Genomic DNA, 20,195 nt, shown 5'->3' on the forward strand with positions numbered 1-20,195 from the left:
CGCCGGCCCGCTCGGCAGCGCGAGCCCGGCGAGCACCGCCAGGGCTGCGAGGGCGGCGCGCGACCGGCCTCGCACCGCTTCAGCGTCCTTCGTAGCGAACGCCGACGAACAGCGCCCGGGGCGCGGCCCGGTAGCCGGAGGCGGTCTCGTACTCGCGGTCGGCGACGTTACCGAGCCGGCCGAACAGCTGCCAGCGCCGGTCCAGGCGATAGCTTCCCCACAGGTCGACGAAGGCGTAGCCGGCCATGCGCGCGCCCGTGGTGTCCACGCGCTCGCCCTGCGCGATCGCATCGGCGCCCAGTCGCCAGGGGCCGTGGCGCCAGCTCGCGCCGAGCGTGGCGTGCCGGCGCGCGCGCCGGGCCAGGTCGCTGTCGGTCGTGATGCCGGTGAGCGAATCGGTGCGTTCGGCCTGGGGATCCTGGAAGGTCACGCTCGCGCGAAACGCGAAATCGCCGACGCTTCGCCGGCCCTCCAGCGTGAGGCCGCGCACCCTGGCCACCTCGAGGTTCTGCGCGGTGTAGAAGGCGTCGAGCTCGATCGCGTCGCGGATCCGGTTGGAGAAGGCGGTCGCCTTGAACAGGTCGCTGCCGCGCCGCCACTCGGCGGCCAGCTCCACGCCGATCGAGCGCTCCGGCCGCAGCGTCGGGTTCGGCGACCACGGGTTGTACAGGTCGTCGAAGGTCGGCGCGCGAAAGGCGCTGCCCCAGCCGGCGCGCAGCAGCCACTGCGGCGAGACCCGCCAGCCCCAGCCGAGCGAGCCGCTGGTCTCGGAGCCGACCGCCTCGATCCGGTCGTGGCGCACCGAAGCGCGCAGCAGGTGCGCGCCGAAGTCCCTCTCCCAGCCCGCGAAGGCCGAGTCGGTGTCGCGCTCGTCGCGCGCGTAGACGAAGGCGCCGACCGTCATCCCCTCGCCGGCGATCTTCTGCTCGACCGTCTCGAGGCCGAACTGCCAGCGCGAGCCGCCCGCCTCGACCAGGTTTTCCCACGCGACGGTGCGCGAGTCGGTTCGCGGCGCGAAGGTGAAGGCCGCGAACGAGTAGTCGATCGAGCTGTTGCCCACGCGAAACGTGCTCTCCCACTGCGACGACAGGCGGCCGGTCACGAAGGCCGAGACCGCGGCCGAGCGGTAGTCCATCTTCGCCGTCTCGGGCGTCGAGAAGGCATCGTCGTACTCGACACGCCCGTCGGACACCAGCAGGTTCGCGCCCAGGCGCCAGTCGGCCGACAGCCTGTGCGTCAGGGAGGCGGTCAGCACGCCGACCCGGTTGCCGTCGCGGTCGGCCTGCCGGTCGGGACTGCCGGGCAAGGTGGCGTCGAAACCGTCGGTGGCCTCCTGCGACAGCGAAAGGCTGAAGCCGGTATCGCCCTGCCGCCCGCTCACGCCGGCCTGCAGCTGGCGCGTGCCGCGGCTGCCGAAGCCGGCCGAGGCGAACGGCACGATCCCGTCGCCGGCCGGCCGGCGGGTGAAGATCTGGACCACGCCGCCGACCGCCGCCGAGCCGTAGAGCGACGAGGCCGGCGCCCTGACGATCTCGATCCGGTCGATCGCCGACAGCGGCAGGAACTCGGTCAGTCCGCCGCCGCTGGCCGGGTTCTCGATCCGGATGCCGTCGATCAGGACCAGGGTCTGCGAGGTGCGCGCGCCGCGCAGGAAGACGCCCGACACCGACCCGGCCCCGCCGTTCTGCGAGATCTCGATGCCGCCGGCGCTGCGCAGCAGCTCGGGCAGCGTGGAAGCGCCCGCGTCGCGGATCGCCTGCGCGTCGACGACCGTCACGTCGGCGAGCGTGCGCTCGACCGGCGTGTCGCTGCGGGTGGCGGTCACGACGACCGCGTCGAGCGGGGACTGGGCTGCCGCCGATGGGGGCAGAACGAAGCCGGCGGCGACGGCCAGGGCGAGGCGCGCCGACGGCGCTCTAAACGACGACACAGAGGGAAAGGACACGGAAGGCCTCCTGCGCCTTACCCACCGTAAGGCGCGCGGTTCAGGAAACGGGATTCGCCCGGGGCGAATTCCTCCCTTCCGGCCGGTATCCGGGCTGGCAGCGGAACGCGCCGGCCAACAGACCGGTGCGTACGCCGGACGGGCCTTCCCAGAACGCCGGCGCAGAACGCCGCGCGCGACCAGTGGCCTGCTGGATGTCCGGCGGGCCGCGCGAGGCGGCGCCGCTGCTTACCGTTGCGGGGGCAGCACAGGTTGGCGCTCGCGCTGGGCGATGCGCTCCCTGTTTCCCGTTTGACCGCCTGGCCGAGAGAGGCCTGCGCGGCACCGGAAGCGCCGCGATTGTAGACGGTGACCCTGGCGTCAGTACTTGACCGAGCAGCCGTAAGGCACGGTGGATGCGGTCGCCACCGCGCGCCCCGCCGCGATGTCGTCGAAGGCCGCGACCACCCAGTTCTTCGCCCGGGCGACGTCGGCCGGGTCGGTGGACCGCCGGTCGTCGATCGCCCCGGCGTAGACGACCTTGCCCTGCGGATCGATCACGAACATCTGCGGGGTGGTCTTCGCGCCCCAGGCCCGGCCGACCTTGCCGTCCTCGTCGAGCAGCAGCGCGGTGGGCGACGCCCCCCAGTCGCCGATCATGCGCGCCGCGAGCTTCGCCGGCTCGAGCCAATCGCGGCTGGACGGGTTGGTCGAGCTGATTGCTAGCCACGCCACGCCCTGCTCGCGGTAGCGCTTCTGCAGGGCCTGCATGTTCCCCGAGTCGTAGTGCTTCTGCACGAAGGGGCAACCCGGGTTGGTCCACTCCAGCACCACGTGGCGGCCACGCTGCGCCGACAGACCGATCTCCTTTCCGTCGACCGTCCGCAGCGCGAAGTCCGGGGCCTGCGCTCCGGGCAGCACCGCGGCGCGCGCGGTTCCAGGCAAGGCCGCGACGACCGGCATCGCGGCGGCGCCGGCGATCGCCAGCCTGCGCAGGGGGTCGATGGACTCGAGGTCGTTCTTCATTGCTCGGGGCTCCTGGGTCGGTTCACACAGGCGGCCACTCGTTCCTGCCGCGCAGGCGCGGCCGCGAACCGCGAACCGCTAGCCGCTGCGCCCCTTGCCCGCGAGCGCATCGAGCACGATCCCGTTGGTCAGCAGTTCGGGCAGCACCAGCGGCTGCTCGGCTCCCGGCAGGTAAACGAGGTAGAGCGGCACGCCATTGCGACCGTGGCGCGCCAGCTCGGCCGTTATTTCGGGGTCGCGGTTGGTCCAGTCGGCTTTCAACCTGAGGACGCCGGCACGGTGCATCGCCTCGACGACCGTGTCGCCGTTGAGCACCAGCTTCTTGTTGACCTGGCAGCTGACGCACCAGGCTGCGGTGAAGTCGACGAAGACCGGCCGGCCGGCCGCCCGCGCCTCGGCGACTGCCTGCGCCGACCAGGTGTGCCAGGCCGCGGCATCGGAAACCGCGGCCGGGACGGCGCTCCCACCCGAGGCCCCCTGGCCCCCGGTGGCAACGTCATCGTCCGGCCAGGCCACCAGCAGGCCACCCGCCAACGACAGCACCGCGAGCGATGCCGCCACCACCCGTCGCCGTCGCGCCGCCGCCGGGTCGACTCGCGCCGGCGCGGCCTGCTGCACGAAGCGCCCGTAGAGCCAGGCAGCGAAACCGACCAGCACCGCGCCGATCGCGAGCGCCAGCACCGCGTCGATCCCCGCCTGCTGGCCCAGCACCCAGGCGAGCCAGGCGGCGGTGGCGTACATCGGGAAGGCCAGCGCCTGGCGGAAGCTCTCCATCCAGCGGCCTGGCCTGGGCAGCCAGCGCAGCCAGGCGGGGAAGAGACCGAGCAGCAGATAGGGGAGCGCCATGCCGAGGCCCAGCGCGGTGAACACGACCAGCGTCTCGAGGGCCGTGGCCGAAAGCGTGAACCCGAGCGCCGAACCCATGAACGGCGCGGTGCAGGGCGTGGCGACCAGCACCGCGAGCGCGCCCGAGCCGAAGGAACCGAGCAGCGGCGAGCCGCCGCCGGCGCCCGGCCGCTCGGCCGGCGCCCCGCGCGAGGCCGGGTCGTACTGACCGAGCCGGGTCATCGCCGCGCCGAACTCCCACACGCCCGAGAAGTTAAGCGCGATCGCCACGAAGAGCAGTGCCATCGCCGCGACGAAGACCGGCGACTGCAGCTGGAAGCCCCAGCCGGCAGCCTGCCCGGCCGCGCGCAACGCGAGGAGCAGGCCGGCCAGCAGCCAGAACGACACGACCACGCCGGCCGAGAACGCGAAGGCGCCGGCCCGCGACGCGCCGCGCGCCGCCTGCGCGTGCGCGGCGTCGCCGCCGCCGCCGTGCCGCGCGAAACCGAGCACCTTCAGCCCGATCACCGGGAAGACGCAGGGCATCAGGTTCAGGATCAGCCCGCCGATCGCCGCGAAGACCGCGGCCACGAGCAGGTTCATCGGCGTCAGGCCGGCGGCGGGCACCCCCGCGCCCGATGCGCTGGCCTGGTTGCCCGGTCCCGCGGCGCCGCCCGGCAGCGAGATCACCGGCGCCCCGGTCGACGCAGCGCCCGGGCCGCCGAGCCCGGGAAGCTGGAAACCGCCGCCGGCAGGCGCCGCCGAGGCGGGCGCTCCAGCCACCCGGAAGATCTCGGTGCCGCCGGCGAGCGGTGACGAGGCCGCAACCGGCTTCAGCTCGAAGACCTTGTCGCCCGACACGACGATGCCCTCGGCCGCCGCCTGGCGCGCCGCCGGGTCGGCGGCAGCCTGGGCGCCCTCGGCGCTGAGACGCACCTCGAGCCGGCGGGCCGGCCTGCCGGCAGCCGGCAGCTCGAACAGCGCTTGCGGCTCGGCGTGGGCGAGCAGTCCTTCCCGGTAAGGAAAGAACTCGGCCGACGCGAGCGCGTCGTCGAACCCGATCGACATGCGGTCGCCATCGACGGACACCGAGACCGGCAGGGCCGCCGCCGGCATCCTTGCCCGCGCGGCCTCGAACAGCGCGGCGTGGCGTGACGGCGGCGGCGCCGCGCCGCGCGCGACCGGCAGCGCCAGCGAGAGCTCGGCCTCGCCGGGAATGCAGACGTCCCGGCACATCAGCCAGAAGGCCTTGCCCGCCAGGCGCACCGAATCGCCGTCGATCGATGCCGGCACCGCGACCTGCAGCGGCAGCACGATCTCGCCCTCGTAGCCGTAGTTGGCCAGGGGCGGGATGAACAGGCGCTCGGGCGCCGGCCACTGGATCGGGCCCGCCGCGAAACCGGCCGGCAGCGACAGCTCGAGCTGGGTGGCCAGGCCCGAGTCGCCGGGATTCCTCCAGTAGGTGTGCCAGTGGGGATCGTGCAGGATCCGCAGGCCGAGCGTGAGCGGCTTGCCAGGCACCACGGCGGCCTCGCGCGCGACCAGTTCGACCTCGACCGCCTCGACGCGAACCGCACCCCCCTGCGCGCCCCTCGCCTGCGCGAAGCCCGGCGCCGGCAGCGCCGAGAGCAGCAGGGCCGCGGCGAGCACCAGCCAGGCGAGCGCCCCGCCAAGCCGGGAGAAGGGCCGCAAGCCCGCACGCGCAGCGGGGCCAGCCGAGGCTCGATCGGAGGCGAAAATGGAGGGGCGAACCGGGGAGGGGAACATCGCGGATCTCGGGAACAGGGACTGCCAAGCCGGACAATGCTACCGGAGCGGGGCCCGAGCGTCGGCCTGCCGTGCGTCGGACGGTGCCGCGGCCCCTTGCAGCGCGCTGTTCCCGGCGGCCGGCGCGACCCGGCCGTGCCCGAATCCTGCCCGACTTGACCCCCCTCGGGCCGCTCCATAACATCGCGCAATGGATCAGGAACTGCAGGAACTCGGCGAGCGCGTCGAACGCATGCTCTCGCTGTCTCGCCGCCTTGCCGACGAGAACGCCACGCTGCGCGACCAGCTCGCCGCCGCGAAGGTGGCCAACGAGCAGTTGCAGCAGCGAATCGCCGAGGCCCGCGCGCGGGTCGAGGCGGCCCTGTCCCGCCTGCCGGCGCCGCCCGCGGCCACTGCAGGCTCCGATACCGCCGCGCCCTGACGCGGTTCACGGCGAGACTCCGATGCCACAGATCGACGTCAAGATCCTCGACCGCGAATTCCGCCTTTCGGTCGCGGACGACGACAAGCCGCGGCTGCTCGAAGCGGTCCGGATGGTCGACGAGAAGATGCGCTCGGTCCGCGACGCGGGCCGCATCTCCGGCGTCGACCGGATCGCCGTGATGGCGGCGCTGCAGCTCGCGCACGAGCTGCTGGGCGGCGACAACTCGGCCGTCGGCCCCAAGTCGGCCGAGATGGCGCACCGCATCCGCAAGATGTCCGAGGACATCGACGCCGAGATCAAGCGCCAGGAAAGCCTGTTCTAGGACCAATGGCCGGGTGGCCCCTGCCGGCGTCGAGCGGGTAGAATGCGTCCCAGACCCTGCGGTGTTCGATTGGGCCATATATTCCTTGAACCAATGCGATGCATCAGGTCGCGGTTCATGGTGCGCTGCTGTTGTGATCGTCCCTTCGCCGGACGAACCTGATGCGGCGCCTACTGCGGCCGAACTGAACTTCACGGTTCAGGATGCCGGTCCGCCGGCACAGGCGGGGTCTCCTTACTCTTCACAGTGCGCGCCCGCTCGGGCGAGCAATAAACGTCTCGCGCCCGCCCGGGCGCGCAGCCCCCTGCCCTGCCTGCCATGACCCGGCGCTACTGGCTGATGAAGTCCGAGCCCGACGAGTGCTCGATCGACGACGCCCTCGCGGCGCCGGGCGCCACCGTGCCCTGGACAGGGGTGCGCAACTACCAGGCCCGCAACTTCATGCGCGACGCGATGCGCCCGGGCGACGGCGTGCTGTTCCACCACTCGGGCTGCGCGCAGCCGGGCATTGCCGGCATCGCCGAAGTCGCCTCGGGCCCGCGCGCCGATCCCACGCAGTTCGATCCCGCTTCGCCGTACTTCGACCCGAAGAGCCGGCCCGACTCGCCGCGCTGGCTGCTGGTCGACGTCCGCGCGCTGCGCAAGACCCGCCTGCTCGCGATGCCCGAAATGCGCGCGCACCCCGAGCTCGCCGACATGCTGGTGCTGCGGCGGGGCAACAGGCTGTCGATCACGCCCCTTACCGAGGCCGAGTGGCGATTCGTCACCGAGGTGCTGCTGCCGGAACGCTGACGCGCTGCCGCCGGCCGCTGCCGCCCTGCCCTCGCCGCGCGGCCCGGTGATAGCATTGCCGGCTTTGCGCGGCGCGCCGCCGCCCGGAAAGCCGGGGCAGGCCCGATGCGCGCACCTCGCCAGGCCGGAGATTTTCCCGTGATCGACTTCCCGCTGCTCTTCTGGTTCCTGCTGCTGGGCAGCTTCACCGGCTTCGCCGCCGGCCTGCTGGGCATCGGCGGCGGCATGCTGATGGTTCCCTTCATCACGATGCTGCTGTCCACGCGCGGCTTCCCGATCGACATCGTCGTCAAGGTCGCGATCGCCACCTCGCTGACCACCATCCTGTTCACCTCGCTGTCCAGCGTTCGCGCCCACCACAAGCGCGGCGCGGTCCGATGGGACGTGGTCCGCACGCTGGCTCCCGGCATGGTGATCGGCTCGCTGGCCGGCGCCCAGGTCGCGCACCTGCTCAAGGGCAACCTGCTCGCGATCTCCTTCGCGGTGTTCGTCGGCTTCATGGCAACGCAGATGCTGTTCAAGCGCGAAGTGAAGGCCGACCGCGTGCTGCCCGGCCCGCGCGGCATGCTCGGCGCCGGCGGAATCATCGGCGTGATCTCGGCGATCGTCGGCGCCGGCGGCGGCTTCGTCACCGTGCCCTTCCTGACCCGCTCGAACGTCAGGATCCACGAGGCGGTCGCCACCAGCGCTGCCTGCGGCTTCCCGATCGCGCTGGCGGGCACGCTCGGCTACGTCATCGCGGGCTGGAACCTCGAGCTGCCGGCGGGCACGGTCGGCTACGTGTACCTGCCCGCGCTGGTGTGCATCGTTGCCACGAGCATGCTGACCGCGCCCTTCGGCGCGAAGACCGCCCACGCGATGTCGGTGGCGGGCCTCAAGCGCGTGTTCGCGCTTTTGCTTTACGCGCTCTGCCTGTACATGCTCTGGAAGGGCCTGGCGGGCTGACCTCGCTCGAAGGGGCCGGCCGGCAGGCGCCGGCGGTCCCGCCCCGGGCCGGTTCGCGCCGGCCTCGAGGTCCGGGCAGGCTCCGGCACCGCGGTCCGGGCGGGCCCCGAAGACCGGGAATCACCCGAAAAGGGGGTGCGGAAAGACAGGAACGGGGGCAGAATCTCCCTTACCCCCTTTTCGCCCCGTGGGAGACGGCCGTGACCAGCGCCGACGCCCCCGCTGCCTGCTCCACCGGGCCCGACCATCCGGCCGGGCCGGCAGCCGGCAGCCTCCATTCCGATTCCGTGCGCAAGGGCCGCGCCGGATCCCCGGCCCGTCCCGATCCTCGGGGCGCACTCGCCACGGGTCTCGACGGCCACGCGCGCCTGCTGGCCTTTCGCCGGGCCGAGGCCTGGCTGGCCGACCGGCAGATCGGCCCGATCGTCTGACGGGCATTCGCCGCGCTCGAGCGTTCGGCAGAACCGGGCGTTCGCCGCATTCGGGCGTTCGGCTCGCCCGCGCATTGCGCGCCTTCGGGCATCCCCCGCGTTCCGGGTCGGCGCACGGCGGGCGATGAGCGCCGGCCTTCGGCGTTATCATCGCCGGCTTCGAAACCGACCCGTCCCGATCCGCGCGGATCGCCAATCCGGAGAGTGAACATGAGCGGCCCCCTTTCCCACATCAAGGTTCTCGACCTCAGCCGGGTGCTTGCCGGCCCCTGGGCGGGCCAGAACCTGGCCGACATGGGGGCCGACGTGATCAAGATCGAGCGCCCGGTCAAGGGCGACGACTCGCGCGCGTTCGGCCCGCCCTGGATGAAGGACGCCGACGGCAAGGACACCAGCGAGGCGGCCTACTTCTGCGCGGCCAACCGCGGCAAGCGCTCTCTGACGGCCGACATCTCGAAGCCCGAAGCGCAGGAGATGATCCGCAAGCTCGCCGCGAAGTGCGACGTCGTCATCGAGAACTACAAGTACGGCGACCTGGCGCGCTACGGCCTGGGCTACGAGGACATCAAGGCGGTGAATCCCGGCATCGTCTACTGCTCGATCACCGGATTCGGCCAGACCGGCCCCTGGAAGGAGCGCCCCGGCTACGACTTCATGGCGCAGGGCATGAGCGGCCTGATGAGCATCACCGGCTCGCCCGAGTCCGAGACCGACCGCTACGGCGTGCGCTTCGGCGTGCCGATCATCGACATCCTGACCGGCATGTACGGAACGATCGCGATCTGCGCGGCGCTCGCGCACCGCGCCGAGACCGGCAAGGGCCAGCACCTGGACATCTCGCTGCTCGACTCGGCGCTGGCGCTCACCTCGATCCAGGGCATGAACTGGATCGCGACCGGCGAATCGCCGGGCCGCATCGGCAACGCGCACCCGAACATCGTGCCCTACCAGGTGTTCCCGACCGCCGACGGCAGCGTCATCGTGGCCTGCGGCAACGACAACCTGTACCGCAAGTACTGCGCGGCGGCCGGCCACCCCGAGCTCGCCGACGACCCGCGCTTCGCGACCAACGCCAAGCGGGTCGAGAACCGCGCGATCATCACGCCGATCCTCGACGGGATCATGAAGCGGAAGACCACGAAGGAGTGGTGCGCGATCCTCGACGAGGCGGGCGTGGCCAACGGCCCGATCAACACGATCGGCCAGGCCTTCGAGGAGCCCCAGGCGGTGGCGCGCGGCGCGCTGTTCGACATACCGCACCCGCTGGCCGGCACGGCGCGGCTGATCGCCAGCCCGCTGCGCTTCTCGGAAACGCCGGTCGAGTACGCGAAGGCGCCGCCGGTGCTGGGCCAGCACAGCGAGGAGATCCTCCAGCAGGAGCTCGGCCTGTCGGCCGACGAGATCGCCGCGCTTCGCGCCAACAAGGTCATCTGATCGCGGGCCCGCCCGGGCTTCGTCCGGGCGCGGGCGGACCCGGCCGCGCAGCCGCTCCGGGGCGCGGGACAGGGATCAGGGCATCGACAGCACCGCGCGCGACGCGCTGACCCGGCCGTCGACGAACTTCTCGTGGTTGGCCTCGATCTCGTCGAGGTCGTACAGGTAGTTGACCATCAGGCCGTGCGACTGCCTGATCCCCTTGCGCGACAGGTCGGCCGCCGGATTGATCCGCTCGAGCCGGGCGCCGTTGTTCAGGTGAAAGCGCGCCACCGGGTCGGAGCCGCGGGCATCGCCCGGCGCCGTGTGCAGCAGGAAGAACGCGCACAGCCGGTGCAGCATCTGACGGTCCGCGTCCAGCCGCCTGGCCTCGGCGGTGCGCGCGCCGCCCTCTTCGGGCGGCGTGGCGAGCAGCGACCAGTCCTTGCCGTAGCGCTCGCGCAGTTCGTCGAGCCCGGCCTGCAGGCCGGCCACCGCTGCCGGCTTGAGCCGCGAGGACTCGAGCGTCTCGACCTTGGCCAGCCAGCCCGCGAAGCCCGGGATCGGCGACAGCGTGCAGAAGGTCTTCAGCTTCGGGAACTGTTGCTTCAGGCGATCCGCGACGCGCTTGATCAGGAAGTTGCCGAGATTGACCCCGCGCAGCCCGGGCTGGCAGTTCGAGATCGAGTAGAACGCCGCCACCCGGAAGCGGTCGGCGTCGGCCTGCGGCTCCCCCTTGCGGTCGAGCAGCGGCGCGATCGCCGAGGGCATTTCCTCGAGCAGCGCCACCTCGACGAAGATCAGCGGCTCGTCGGGCAGCGCCGGGTGGAAGAAGGCGAAGCAGCGGCGGTCGGGCTCGAGCCGGCGGCGCAGGTCGGCCCAGCCGTCGATCTCGTGCACCGCCTCGTGGTGGATGATCTTCTCGAGCAGCTGCGCCGGAGAGTTCCAGTCGACCTCGGCCAGCTGCAGGAAGCCCGGGTTGAACCACGACGACAGCAGGTGCTGGAAGTCGGCGTCGACCGCCTTCAGCGACGCGTCGCCCTTCAGGCGCTCGAGCAGCCGGGCGCGCATCGCGACCAGCGTGCCGGTGCCGCCGGGCGCCAGGTTCAGCCTGCGCAGCAGCGCCTGGCGGGGCGGATCGGCCACCCTCTGCAGCGCGATCAGCGCCTCGGGCGAGCGGGTCTCGGCGTACTGCTGGGCGAGCGCCAGCATCTCGGCCGGGTCGGGGTCGTACTCGCTCGCCAGCACCTCGAAGAAACGCTGGACCGCGTCGGCGCCCAGATGGCGGTAGTGGCCGAGCGCGCGGGTCGCGATCGCGATGCTGTTCGACTCGCCGCGCTCGGTCATCAGCTGCCGCGCGTCGTCGAGCAGCTGATCGAGTGCGGCCCGCTCGCGGGCGTCCTTCCGGGCCTTCCGGAAGCGTTCGAACACTGCACCGACCTGGTTCATTTCCGTTCCTCCACCGGCGCAGCGCGCCTCGAGAATGCCAGCAGCGCCAGTCCGATCGCGATCATCGGCAGGCTGAGCCACTGTCCCATCGACAGCCCGAAGCCGAGCAGGCCCAGGAAGGCATCGGGTTCGCGGCCGAACTCGGCCAGGAAGCGCAGCGCCCCGTAACCTGCCAGGAATACGCCCGAGACCGCGCCCATCGGCCGGGGCTTCGACGAGAACAGCCAGACGATCGCGAACAGCAGCAGGCCCTCGCCGGCGAACTGGTACAGCTGGGAAGGATGTCGCGCGATGCCGTCGCCGGCCTGCGGGAACACCAGGCCCCAGGGCAGGTCGGTGGGCCTGCCCCAGAGCTCGCCGTTGATGAAGTTGCCCATGCGCCCCGCCGCCAGGCCGAGCGGCACCAGCGGCGCGATGAAGTCCGCGATGCGCAGGAAGGGCCAGCCGCGCCGCCACGCAAAGAGCGCCATCGCCGCGATGACCCCGAGCAGGCCGCCGTGGAAGGCCATGCCCCCCTGCCAGACCATCGGGATGTCGAGCGGGTTGGCGAGGAAGTGGCCGGGCTTGTAGAACAGCACGTAGCCGAGCCGCCCCCCGAGCACCGTGCCGATCGCGCCCCAGAACAGCAGGTCCTCGAGGTCGCGCACGCCGAACTTCGGCGGCACCGACGGCGCGCCGGCGCGGATACGGGCGCGGCCCAGCAGGAACAGCAGCGCGAACGCGACCAGGTACATCAGGCCGTACCAGCGTACGGCCACCGGTCCAAGGCTGAAGGCGATCGGGTCGAACTGCGGGTGAACGAGCATGAAGAGGCTTGGAAGTGGTCGCGCCGGTCCGCGCCGGCCGAGGATCGTCGGGGCGCCCGGGGGATTCTGACACGGGCCGCCACGGCGTGGGACGACGGAGCGCGGGCGACGGTCCGCTATGTGGGGCGGGCGTCCGGCCACGGGGAGAGCGCTTTGCTAAACTGGCCGACGATCCTTCAACCGACCAGCCAGCCCAAGCCATGACCGCGAACCGCCGCAGCCGCAACATCACCGAGGGCGTCGCCCGCGCGCCCAACCGCTCGATGTACTACGCGATGGGGTACGAGAAGAGCGACTTCGCCAACCCGATGATCGGCATCGCCAACGGACACAGCACGATCACGCCGTGCAACAGCGGCCTTCAGGTGCTGGCCGACGCGGCGGTCGAGGCGGTCAAGGCCGCCGGCGGCAACCCGCAGGTCTTCGGCACGCCCACGATCTCCGACGGCATGTCGATGGGCACCGAGGGCATGAAGTACTCGCTGATCTCGCGCGAGGTCATCGCCGACTGCGTCGAGACCTCGGTGCAGGGCCAGTGGATGGACGGCGTGCTGGTCATCGGCGGCTGCGACAAGAACATGCCCGGCGGCATGATGGGCATCATGCGCGCCAACGTGCCGGCCATCTACGTTTACGGCGGCACGATCAAGCCGGGCCGCTGGAAGGGACAGGACCTGAACATCGTCTCGGTCTTCGAGGCGGTGGGCGAATTCTCGCGCGGCCGGATGAGCGAGGAAGACTTCGAGGGCATCGAGCGCAACGCGATCCCCGGCACCGGTTCCTGCGGCGGCATGTACACCGCCAACACGATGTCCTCGTCGTTCGAGGCGCTGGGCATGAGCCTGCTCGGCTCTTCGACCATGGCCAACCCCGACGACGAGAAGCGCCAGTCGGCCGCCGAGTCGGCGCGCGTGCTGGTCGAAGCGGTCCGCAAGGACCTGAAGCCGCTCGACATCGTCACGAAGAAGTCGATCGAGAACGCGGTCACGCTGATCATGGCCACCGGCGGCTCGACCAACGCGGTGCTGCACTACCTGGCGATCGCGCACTCGGCCGGCATCGACTGGTCGATCGACGACTTCGAGCGCATCCGCAAGCGGGTGCCGATCATCTGCGACCTCAAGCCCTCGGGCAAGTACCTTGCCACCGACCTGCACCGCGCCGGCGGCATCCCGCAGGTGCTGAAGATCCTGCTGAACGCCGGGCTGATCCACGGCGACTGCCTCACGATCACCGGCCGCACGCTGGCCGAGGAACTGAAGGACGTCCCCGATGCGCCGCGCGCCGACCAGGACGTCATCTTCCCGATCGACAAGGCGCTGTACAAGCAGGGCCACCTGGCGATCCTGAAGGGCAACCTGTCGCCCGAAGGGGCGGTGGCCAAGATCACCGGCCTGAAGAACCCGGTCATCACCGGACCGGCGCGCGTGTTCGACGACGAGCAGAGCGCGCTGCAGGCGATCCTCGACGGCAAGATCGTCGCCGGCGACATCATGATCCTGCGCTACCTGGGCCCGAAGGGCGCGCCCGGCATGCCCGAGATGCTCGCCCCCACGTCGGCGATCATCGGTGCCGGGCTGGGCGAGTCGGTCGGCCTGATCACCGACGGCCGCTTCTCGGGCGGCACCTGGGGGATGGTCGTCGGCCACGTGGCGCCCGAGGCCGCGGTCGGCGGCCCGATCGGACTGGTGCGCGAAGGCGACTCGATCACGATCGACGCGCACCAGCTGTTGCTCCAGGTCAACGTCAGTGAAGAAGAGCTGGCGAAGCGCCGGGCCGAGTGGAAGGCACCCGAGCAGCCGTACAAGCGCGGCGTGCTGGCCAAGTTCAACGCGCTGACCAGCAGCGCGAGCCGCGGCGCGGTGCTCGACGACTTCTGACGCGACGACGGCGCGGGAGGCAGTGCCGACCGCGCCGTCTCGGCAGGGTGCGCCGGCGGTTCAGCCGGTGCCGTCGTCCGTGGTGGCGGCGCTGCGCACCGGGCGGCGCCTGAACCTGAAGTGCGGGAACATCGCCTCGATCCGCTTGCGGCGGGTCTCTGCCAGCGCTTCGCCCGGATCGGCGACCCGATCGAGCCCGAACAGCGGTTCGACGATCTCGAACCACACGAAGGCGCAGGCGAAGGGGGCCAGGATCCATCCCCACGACCATTCCGACACCGGCTCGATGCCGAACGCGCGCAGCGCCAGCAGCAAGACTCCAGTCCAGACGAACGGCATCGCACTTCTCCCGATTTGACGAGTCGAGTCTCGACGATGCGCCGGCCCGGGTCATCTCCCGCCGGTCGAACGGCATCCTCGAGGGACTCGACGGCGGGCCGGGGTCAACCGCCCGGCGCCCGGTGCGTTTTGAGAAAGGTGTCGGACCGTCCTGCGGTACACTCTCGGGGACTCGATAGAACATCGATTCCGGAAGCATCAATTCATCGGAGCACTCATGAAAGCGATTCGCACCCTCTCGCTCGCCGTCGCCCTCGCCTGTGCGTCGGGCGCCGCCATGGCCAGCGCCGACCTGGCCAAGGCCAAGAACTGCCTGGCCTGCCACGCCGAGGCCAAGAAGCTGATCGGCCCCGCCTTCAAGGACGTCGCCGCCAAGTACGCGAACGACAAGGATGCGGTCGCCAAGCTGTCCGAGAAGATCCGCAAGGGCGGCGTGGGCGTCTGGGGCCAGATCCCGATGCCGGCCAACCCGCAGGTTTCCGAGGCCGAGGGCGAGACCCTCGCCAAGTGGGTCCTGAGCATCAAGTGATCCGTTCCCGGGGCATCCCGGGTCGGCAGGAAAGGGGCGCGACGCGCCCCTTTTTTCATGGTTTCGCGAACGGGTTCATCGACCCCATCGCCCGGGCCGACCCGCTTCCGGCCGCCCGTCGGGTTCGCGGCGCCGGCGATCCCCCGCTGCGCGACAGCGCGATCCGCGGCGCGTAGCCTCGATCCCAGTCTCCCTGGTTTCCTCCCTGGCTGGTTTGCCCCGATCGATCCGACCGGGGCATTTTTTTTCGGCACGCGCTTCCGCCCCGCCTGTCCCTTCCCCCCTTCTCTCTTCTCCCTTCCCGTCCCTCCCCCTTCCCTGTCTCGATCGCCCGCTTTCCGCTAGAATCGCGCCCGCTTCGCGTTTTCGGAACGGGTCCGCTCGGCATGGATCCTGCATAAGCCGTCACGCCGGTTCTCGCCGTGCTTCCAGCACGCGATCGGTGCGTGCAGCCACGGAGAGACGCAATTGTTCAATTTCGACATCCTGCTCCAGCAGATCCTGAACGGCCTCGTGCTGGGCAGCGTCTATGCGCTGGTCGCCCTCGGCTACACGATGGTCTACGGCATCCTGCAGCTGATCAACTTCGCGCACGGCGAGGTGCTGATGATCGGGGCGATGGTCGCGGTCTGGCTGGTGCCCACCCTGCTTGCGGCCGGCGTGCCCGGGCCGCTGGTGCTGCTGATCGTGACGCTCGCCGCGATCCCGGTCTGCATGCTGCTGTCGGTCTTCATCGAGCGCGTCGCCTACAGGCCGCTCCGCAACGCGCCCCGGCTCGCGCCGCTGATCACCGCGATCGGCATGTCGATCGTGCTGCAGACGGTCGCGATGATCATCTGGAAGCCGAATCCGATCGTGTTCCCGGACCTGCTGCCCACCGACCCGGTGCCGATCTTCGGCGCGATCCTGGCGCCCAAGCAGATCCTGATCCTGGTCGTGGCCGCCTCGCTGATGGTGGGCCTGGTCACGCTGGTCAACAAGACCAAGCTGGGTCGCGCGATGCGCGCCACCGCCGAGAACCCCCGGATCGCCAGCCTGATGGGCGTCAACGCCAACCAGGTGATCGCGGCCACGTTCGCGATCGGCGCGGCGCTGGCCGCGGTGGCCGGCGTGCTGGTCGCGATGAACTACAACATCGTGCACTTCTCGATGGGCTTCATCCCGGGCCTGAAGGCCTTCACCGCCGCGGTGCTGGGCGGGATCGGCAACATCACCGGCGCGGTGGTCGGCGGCCTGCTGCTCGGGGTGATCGAGAGCCTGGGGGCCGGCTACATCGGCGACCTGACCGGCGGCTTCCTGGGCAGCCACTACCAGGACATCTTCGCGTTCGCGGTGCTGATCCTGGTGCTGCTGTTCCGGCCGTCCGGGATCATGGGCGAGCGCGTCGCCGACCGGGCCTGAGGAGGCGGAGATGATCACGCACTTCGTTCCTTCGCTGACCGGCAAGCCGCGCGCCGCCTTCGCGGCCACGATCGTCATCGCGCTGGTGCTGGCGGTGCTCCCCTTCGTGCTGGGCATGGGCGGCAACCGCTGGGTGCGGATGGCCGACTTCGCGCTGCTGTACGTGATGCTCGCGCTGGGCCTGAACATCGTCGTCGGCTACGCGGGGCTGCTGGACCTCGGCTACGTCGCCTTCTACGCGGTCGGCGCCTACATGTACGCGCTGCTCGCGTCGCCGCACCTGGCGATGAACTTTCCGTGGATCGCGGCCACCTTCCCCGACGGCCTGCACAGCTCGATCTGGATGGTGGTGCCTCTGGGCGCGGGGCTGGCGGCGATATTCGGGATCCTGCTCGGCACGCCGGTGCTCAGGCTGCGCGGCGACTACCTGGCGATCGTCACGCTGGGCTTCGGCGAGATCATCCGGATCTTCATGAACAACCTGAACGCGCCGCTGAACTTCACCAACGGCCCGCAGGGAATCAGCAACATCGACCCGGTGCGCATCGGCGGCGTCGACTTCTCGCGCAACCTCGAGATAGGCGGGTTCACGATCCCGTCGGTCACCTTGTACTACTACCTGTTCCTCGTGCTGACGATCGGCGTGATCGTCGTGTCGATCCGCCTGCAGGACTCGCGGATCGGCCGCGCCTGGATGGCGGTGCGCGAGGACGAGATCGCCGCGAAGGCGATGGGCATCAACGTGCGCAACATGAAGCTGCTCGCGTTCGCGATGGGCGCATCGTTCGGCGGCGTGTCGGGCGCGATGTTCGCGTCCTTCCAGGGCTTCGTGTCGCCCGAGAGCTTCATCCTGATGGAGTCGATCGTCATCGTGGCCATGGTCGTGCTGGGCGGCATGGGCCACGTGCCCGGCGTGATCCTCGGCGCGATCCTGCTCTACGCGATCCCCGAGACGCTGCGCGAGGTCGCCAAGCCGGTGCAGCTGGCCTTGTTCGGCGACGAGCTGATCCCGGCCGAGGCTCTGCGGATGCTGCTGTTCGGCCTGTCGCTGGTGCTGATCATGCTGTTCCGCCCGACCGGCATCTGGCCGGCGCCCAAGCACGGCATCCGGCCGACCCGCGCGGGGCTGCCTGCCGAGGCCGCCGGCGCGCCGGCAGCCGCCGGCCGGCCGGGCGCCTGAGGAGACTGCGGAAATGAGCGATCTCCTGCTTTCGGTGAGCGGCGTCAACAAGCGCTTCGGCGGCCTGCAGGCCCTGTCCGACGTCGGCCTGCAGATCCGGCGCGGCCAGATCTACGGCCTGATCGGCCCCAACGGCGCCGGCAAGACGACTTTCTTCAACGTGATCACCGGGCTGTACACGCCCGACTCGGGCAGCTTCGAGCTCGACGGCCAGGCCTACGAACCGACCGCGGTCCACAAGGTCGCGCAGGCCGGCATCGCCCGCACCTTCCAGAACATCCGCCTGTTCGGCGAGATGACCGCGGTCGAGAACGTGATGGTCGGCCGGCACGTGCGAACGAAGGCCGGCGTGGTCGGCGCGGTGTTCCGCAGCGGCTCGCAGCGCGCCGAGGAAGACGCGATCCGCAAGCGCGCGCTCGAGTTGCTCGACTACGTCGGAATCGGCCGCTACGCCGATTACCAGGCGCGCACGCTGTCCTACGGCGACCAGCGCAGGCTGGAGATCGCCCGGGCGCTGGCCACCGAGCCGCGCCTGCTCGCGCTCGACGAGCCGGCCGCGGGCATGAACGCCACCGAGAAGCTCACGCTGCGCGACCTGCTCAAGAGCATCAGCGGCGACGGCGTCACGATCCTGCTGATCGAGCACGACGTGAAGCTGGTGATGGGGCTCTGCGATCGCGTGACCGTGCTCGACTACGGCAAGGTGATCGCCGAGGGCGTGCCGGCCGAGGTCCAGCGCAATCCCGCCGTCATCGAGGCCTACCTCGGCACGGCCGCCGCGCACTGACGCGGCCTGCAGCGGAAGCGAACACCATGTCCGACACGGTACTGAGCATCAGGGGCCTGCAGGTCGCCTACGGCGGCATCCAGGCAGTCAAGGGGGTCGACCTCGAGGTGCACGAGGGCGAGCTGGTCGCGCTGATCGGCGCCAACGGCGCCGGCAAGACCAGCACGCTGAAGGCGGTCACCGGCACCCTGCCCTGGGCCGGCGGCGACGTGCAGTATCGCGGCGCATCGATCCGCGGGCTCGGCGCCTACGACCTGGTCGGGCGCGGGCTGGCGATGGTGCCCGAGGGCCGCGGCGTGTTCGCGCGGATGACTATCACCGAGAACCTGCAGATGGGCGCCTACACGCGCCGCGACGCGGCCGGCGTGCGGGCCGACATCGAGCGCATGTTCGAGACCTTCCCGCGCCTGAAGGAGCGCGCCGACCAGCTGGCCGGCACGATGTCGGGCGGCGAGCAGCAGATGCTCGCGATGGCGCGCGCGCTGATGAGCAGGCCCTCGCTGCTGCTGCTCGACGAGCCCTCGATGGGCCTGTCGCCGATCATGGTCGAGAAGATCTTCGAGGTGGTGCGCGAGGTGTCGGCGCAGGGCACGACGATCCTGCTGGTCGAGCAGAACGCGAAGCTCGCGCTCGAGTGCGCGACCCGCGGCTACGTGATGGACTCGGGCCTGGTCACGATGACCGGCCCGGCGAAGCAGATGCTCGACGATCCGCGGGTGCGGGCGGCCTACCTGGGCGAGGAAGCGGACGCCTGACCGCCGGCGGCGGGTAGCGGCTCAGCGCGCCGCGACCCTGGAACCGTCCTCGAGGTCGTTGCCCGGATAGCGGATGACGACGTCGCCTTCGACCAGCCCCTCCAGCACCTGGACCTGCAGCGGATTGCGCTGCCCGATCGCGATCTCCCGACGGCGCGCCCGCCCTTCGTCGACGACGAACGCGCACCAGCGCTCGCCGCAGCGGAATGCCGCGCTCGCGGACGCGCGCAGCACGTCGGCGGCTTGCCAGACGACGACCCTGGCCTCGATCCGGTAGCCGTCGCCGAGCGGCCCGGGATCGTCGAGCAGGTCCGCCACGACGTTGGTCCGCTTCTCCTCGATGCCGAGCGCCGAGACCTTGGTGAACGCGTAGGGCTCTACCAGGCGCACCTCGGCGCGCAGGTCCGCCGTGCCCGGCCCGCCGTCCACGAGCACCGGCATTCCGGGACGCACGCGCACCGCGTCGGTCGACAGCATCTCCACGACGACCTCGAGCCGCGACAGGTCGGCGATCGTCATCAGCGGGGCCCCGGCGGCCACCACCCGCTCGCTGTTGTCGGGCACGCGCAGCACGCGACCGGCGACCGGCGCCCGCACCGGCACCAGCGTCGTCCCGTCGGCGCCGGCCGTGCCCGGACCGAGCAGGGCCGCGCGCGCCACCCTGACATCGGCCGCCGCCGAACGCGCCCGGAAGCGCGCGGCGTCGGCCTCGTTGGCGGCCGTGGCCTCGGCGTTGCGCGCCTGCTCGGCCGCCTGAGGCGAGACGAAGTTCTCCGCGACCAGCCGCTCGATGCGCTCGCGTTCGCGCCGAGCCAGGGCCAGGTCGGCCTGGGCATGCCGCGCGCGCTCCTCTGCCTCGCGCTGCAGCGCCTCGGCTGCGGCGACGCGCGCGATGCGCTCGTCGCGCTCGCGCGGCCCGAGCGGAAGCGGCGCGATCAGCGCCAGCACCTGCCCTTCGTCGAAGCGGTCGCCGTCGTGGACCTCGATGCGCAGCAGTCGGCCGGAGACCGGCGCGGCGATCGTGAAACGGTCGTGGCTGCGCATCTCGCCGCGCTCGTCCAGCGTCACCTGCATGGGCCCGCGCTCGACGCGGGCCGTCTCGACGACGATCGGTTCGGGCCTCAGCGCCCATGCGAGCCAGGCTGCCGCACCGAGCGCGGCCGCCGAGTAGGAGATTCGCCGGAGCAGGGTCTTCATCGG

Annotated in this window: 19 protein-coding genes, 1 other RNA gene and 1 riboswitch; of the genes, 13 read left to right on the plus strand and 7 right to left on the minus strand. The window is 71.1% G+C overall.

Features of this window, described 5'->3' with window-relative positions; all coding sequences use genetic code 11:
• Positions 1-79 precede the first annotated feature (79 nt).
• The 3 genes from M6I34_RS16915 to M6I34_RS16925 all read right to left on the minus strand — a co-directional run bounded on the left by M6I34_RS16915 (position 80) and on the right by M6I34_RS16925 (position 5,467).
• Positions 80-1,945, minus strand: coding sequence for a TonB-dependent receptor domain-containing protein (locus M6I34_RS16915; RefSeq protein ID WP_272486984.1), 1,866 nt, complete (start codon positions 1,943-1,945; stop codon positions 80-82).
• 63 nt (positions 1,946-2,008) lie between these two features.
• Positions 2,009-2,289, minus strand: a riboswitch (cobalamin riboswitch).
• A 16-nt stretch (positions 2,290-2,305) separates the two neighbouring features.
• Positions 2,306-2,950: a thioredoxin family protein gene (locus tag M6I34_RS16920; protein WP_272486985.1), complete on the minus strand. Its 645-nt coding sequence runs from the start codon at positions 2,948-2,950 to the stop codon at positions 2,306-2,308.
• Positions 2,951-3,028: 78 nt separating this feature from the next.
• Positions 3,029-5,467, minus strand: coding sequence for a protein-disulfide reductase DsbD family protein (locus M6I34_RS16925; RefSeq protein WP_272486986.1), 2,439 nt, complete (start codon positions 5,465-5,467; stop codon positions 3,029-3,031).
• Positions 5,468-5,732: 265 nt separating this feature from the next.
• On the opposite strand from M6I34_RS16925, the gene M6I34_RS16930 reads away from it, so the two are divergent.
• From M6I34_RS16930 to M6I34_RS16960, 7 genes are all read left to right on the plus strand, one after another.
• Complete coding sequence (locus M6I34_RS16930; RefSeq protein ID WP_272486987.1) at positions 5,733-5,963, plus strand: DUF904 domain-containing protein; 231 nt, start codon at positions 5,733-5,735, stop codon at positions 5,961-5,963.
• A gap of 22 nt (positions 5,964-5,985) precedes the next feature.
• Entirely contained in the window at positions 5,986-6,288 is a 303-nt protein-coding gene (locus M6I34_RS16935; RefSeq protein WP_272486988.1) for a cell division protein ZapA, read from the plus strand.
• A 50-nt stretch (positions 6,289-6,338) separates the two neighbouring features.
• Positions 6,339-6,522: non-coding RNA, 6S RNA (gene ssrS, locus M6I34_RS16940), on the plus strand.
• Between the two features lie 84 nt (positions 6,523-6,606).
• Positions 6,607-7,080, plus strand: coding sequence for an EVE domain-containing protein (locus tag M6I34_RS16945; RefSeq protein ID WP_272486989.1), 474 nt, complete (start codon positions 6,607-6,609; stop codon positions 7,078-7,080).
• A 105-nt stretch (positions 7,081-7,185) separates the two neighbouring features.
• Entirely contained in the window at positions 7,186-8,025 is an 840-nt protein-coding gene (locus M6I34_RS16950; protein ID WP_418953562.1) for a sulfite exporter TauE/SafE family protein, read from the plus strand.
• Between the two features lie 200 nt (positions 8,026-8,225).
• On the plus strand, positions 8,226-8,456 hold the full coding sequence (locus M6I34_RS16955; protein ID WP_272486991.1) for a hypothetical protein: 231 nt from the start codon (positions 8,226-8,228) through the stop codon (positions 8,454-8,456).
• 210 nt (positions 8,457-8,666) lie between these two features.
• Complete coding sequence (locus M6I34_RS16960; protein ID WP_272486992.1) at positions 8,667-9,890, plus strand: CaiB/BaiF CoA transferase family protein; 1,224 nt, start codon at positions 8,667-8,669, stop codon at positions 9,888-9,890.
• 75 nt (positions 9,891-9,965) lie between these two features.
• Here the strand turns inward: M6I34_RS16960 and M6I34_RS16965 are convergent, their stop codons facing one another.
• Both M6I34_RS16965 and lgt read right to left on the minus strand, forming a co-directional pair.
• Positions 9,966-11,318: a malonyl-CoA decarboxylase gene (locus M6I34_RS16965; protein WP_272486993.1), complete on the minus strand. Its 1,353-nt coding sequence runs from the start codon at positions 11,316-11,318 to the stop codon at positions 9,966-9,968.
• Complete coding sequence (gene lgt / locus M6I34_RS16970; protein WP_272486994.1) at positions 11,315-12,124, minus strand: prolipoprotein diacylglyceryl transferase; 810 nt, start codon at positions 12,122-12,124, stop codon at positions 11,315-11,317. The genes M6I34_RS16965 and lgt overlap by 4 nt, the downstream gene beginning before the upstream one ends.
• A 200-nt stretch (positions 12,125-12,324) precedes the next feature.
• On the opposite strand from lgt, the gene ilvD reads away from it, so the two are divergent.
• Positions 12,325-14,004: a dihydroxy-acid dehydratase gene (gene ilvD / locus M6I34_RS16975; RefSeq protein ID WP_272486995.1), complete on the plus strand. Its 1,680-nt coding sequence runs from the start codon at positions 12,325-12,327 to the stop codon at positions 14,002-14,004.
• 60 nt (positions 14,005-14,064) lie between these two features.
• On the opposite strand, the gene M6I34_RS16980 is transcribed toward ilvD, so the two are convergent.
• Positions 14,065-14,343 carry a TIGR04438 family Trp-rich protein gene (locus M6I34_RS16980; RefSeq protein ID WP_272486996.1) on the minus strand — a complete coding sequence of 93 codons (279 nt, stop codon included), beginning with the start codon at positions 14,341-14,343 and terminating at the stop codon, positions 14,065-14,067.
• Between the two features lie 217 nt (positions 14,344-14,560).
• On the opposite strand from M6I34_RS16980, the gene M6I34_RS16985 reads away from it, so the two are divergent.
• From M6I34_RS16985 to M6I34_RS17005, 5 genes are all read left to right on the plus strand, one after another.
• A complete protein-coding gene (locus M6I34_RS16985; protein WP_272486997.1) occupies positions 14,561-14,872 on the plus strand; it encodes a c-type cytochrome in 312 nt (103 codons plus the stop codon).
• Between the two features lie 468 nt (positions 14,873-15,340).
• Positions 15,341-16,273, plus strand: coding sequence for a branched-chain amino acid ABC transporter permease (locus tag M6I34_RS16990; RefSeq protein WP_272486998.1), 933 nt, complete (start codon positions 15,341-15,343; stop codon positions 16,271-16,273).
• Between the two features lie 10 nt (positions 16,274-16,283).
• A complete protein-coding gene (locus M6I34_RS16995; protein ID WP_272486999.1) occupies positions 16,284-17,453 on the plus strand; it encodes an ABC transporter permease subunit in 1,170 nt (389 codons plus the stop codon).
• Positions 17,454-17,466: 13 nt separating this feature from the next.
• On the plus strand, positions 17,467-18,240 hold the full coding sequence (locus M6I34_RS17000) for an ABC transporter ATP-binding protein (RefSeq protein ID WP_272487000.1): 774 nt from the start codon (positions 17,467-17,469) through the stop codon (positions 18,238-18,240).
• Between the two features lie 26 nt (positions 18,241-18,266).
• On the plus strand, positions 18,267-18,995 hold the full coding sequence (locus tag M6I34_RS17005; protein ID WP_272487001.1) for an ABC transporter ATP-binding protein: 729 nt from the start codon (positions 18,267-18,269) through the stop codon (positions 18,993-18,995).
• 21 nt (positions 18,996-19,016) lie between these two features.
• Here M6I34_RS17005 and M6I34_RS17010 read toward each other — a convergent pair whose 3' ends face one another.
• Positions 19,017-20,192, minus strand: coding sequence for an efflux RND transporter periplasmic adaptor subunit (locus tag M6I34_RS17010; protein ID WP_272487002.1), 1,176 nt, complete (start codon positions 20,190-20,192; stop codon positions 19,017-19,019).
• Positions 20,193-20,195 lie beyond the last annotated feature (3 nt).

This window comes from Zeimonas sediminis (assembly GCF_023721795.1).
Classification (GTDB): Bacteria; Pseudomonadota; Gammaproteobacteria; order Burkholderiales; family Burkholderiaceae_E; genus Zeimonas; species Zeimonas sediminis.

Bases quoted from the DNA above. Each gene is read 5' to 3' on its own strand.
- M6I34_RS16985 (WP_272486997.1), top strand. From the start codon at position 14,561: ATGAAAGCGATTCGCACCCTCTCGCTCGCCGTCGCCCTCGCCTGTGCG.
- M6I34_RS16920 (WP_272486985.1), bottom strand. From the start codon at position 2,950: ATGAAGAACGACCTCGAGTCCATCGACCCCCTGCGCAGGCTGGCGATC.
- lgt (WP_272486994.1), bottom strand. From the start codon at position 12,124: ATGCTCGTTCACCCGCAGTTCGACCCGATCGCCTTCAGCCTTGGACCG.
- M6I34_RS17010 (WP_272487002.1), bottom strand. From the start codon at position 20,192: ATGAAGACCCTGCTCCGGCGAATCTCCTACTCGGCGGCCGCGCTCGGT.
- M6I34_RS16950 (WP_418953562.1), top strand. From the start codon at position 7,186: ATGCGCGCACCTCGCCAGGCCGGAGATTTTCCCGTGATCGACTTCCCG.
- M6I34_RS17005 (WP_272487001.1), top strand. From the start codon at position 18,267: ATGTCCGACACGGTACTGAGCATCAGGGGCCTGCAGGTCGCCTACGGC.
- M6I34_RS16930 (WP_272486987.1), top strand. From the start codon at position 5,733: ATGGATCAGGAACTGCAGGAACTCGGCGAGCGCGTCGAACGCATGCTC.
- M6I34_RS16960 (WP_272486992.1), top strand. From the start codon at position 8,667: ATGAGCGGCCCCCTTTCCCACATCAAGGTTCTCGACCTCAGCCGGGTG.
- M6I34_RS16980 (WP_272486996.1), bottom strand. From the start codon at position 14,343: ATGCCGTTCGTCTGGACTGGAGTCTTGCTGCTGGCGCTGCGCGCGTTC.
- M6I34_RS16995 (WP_272486999.1), top strand. From the start codon at position 16,284: ATGATCACGCACTTCGTTCCTTCGCTGACCGGCAAGCCGCGCGCCGCC.
- M6I34_RS16965 (WP_272486993.1), bottom strand. From the start codon at position 11,318: ATGAACCAGGTCGGTGCAGTGTTCGAACGCTTCCGGAAGGCCCGGAAG.
- M6I34_RS16945 (WP_272486989.1), top strand. From the start codon at position 6,607: ATGACCCGGCGCTACTGGCTGATGAAGTCCGAGCCCGACGAGTGCTCG.
- ilvD (WP_272486995.1), top strand. From the start codon at position 12,325: ATGACCGCGAACCGCCGCAGCCGCAACATCACCGAGGGCGTCGCCCGC.
- M6I34_RS16935 (WP_272486988.1), top strand. From the start codon at position 5,986: ATGCCACAGATCGACGTCAAGATCCTCGACCGCGAATTCCGCCTTTCG.
- M6I34_RS17000 (WP_272487000.1), top strand. From the start codon at position 17,467: ATGAGCGATCTCCTGCTTTCGGTGAGCGGCGTCAACAAGCGCTTCGGC.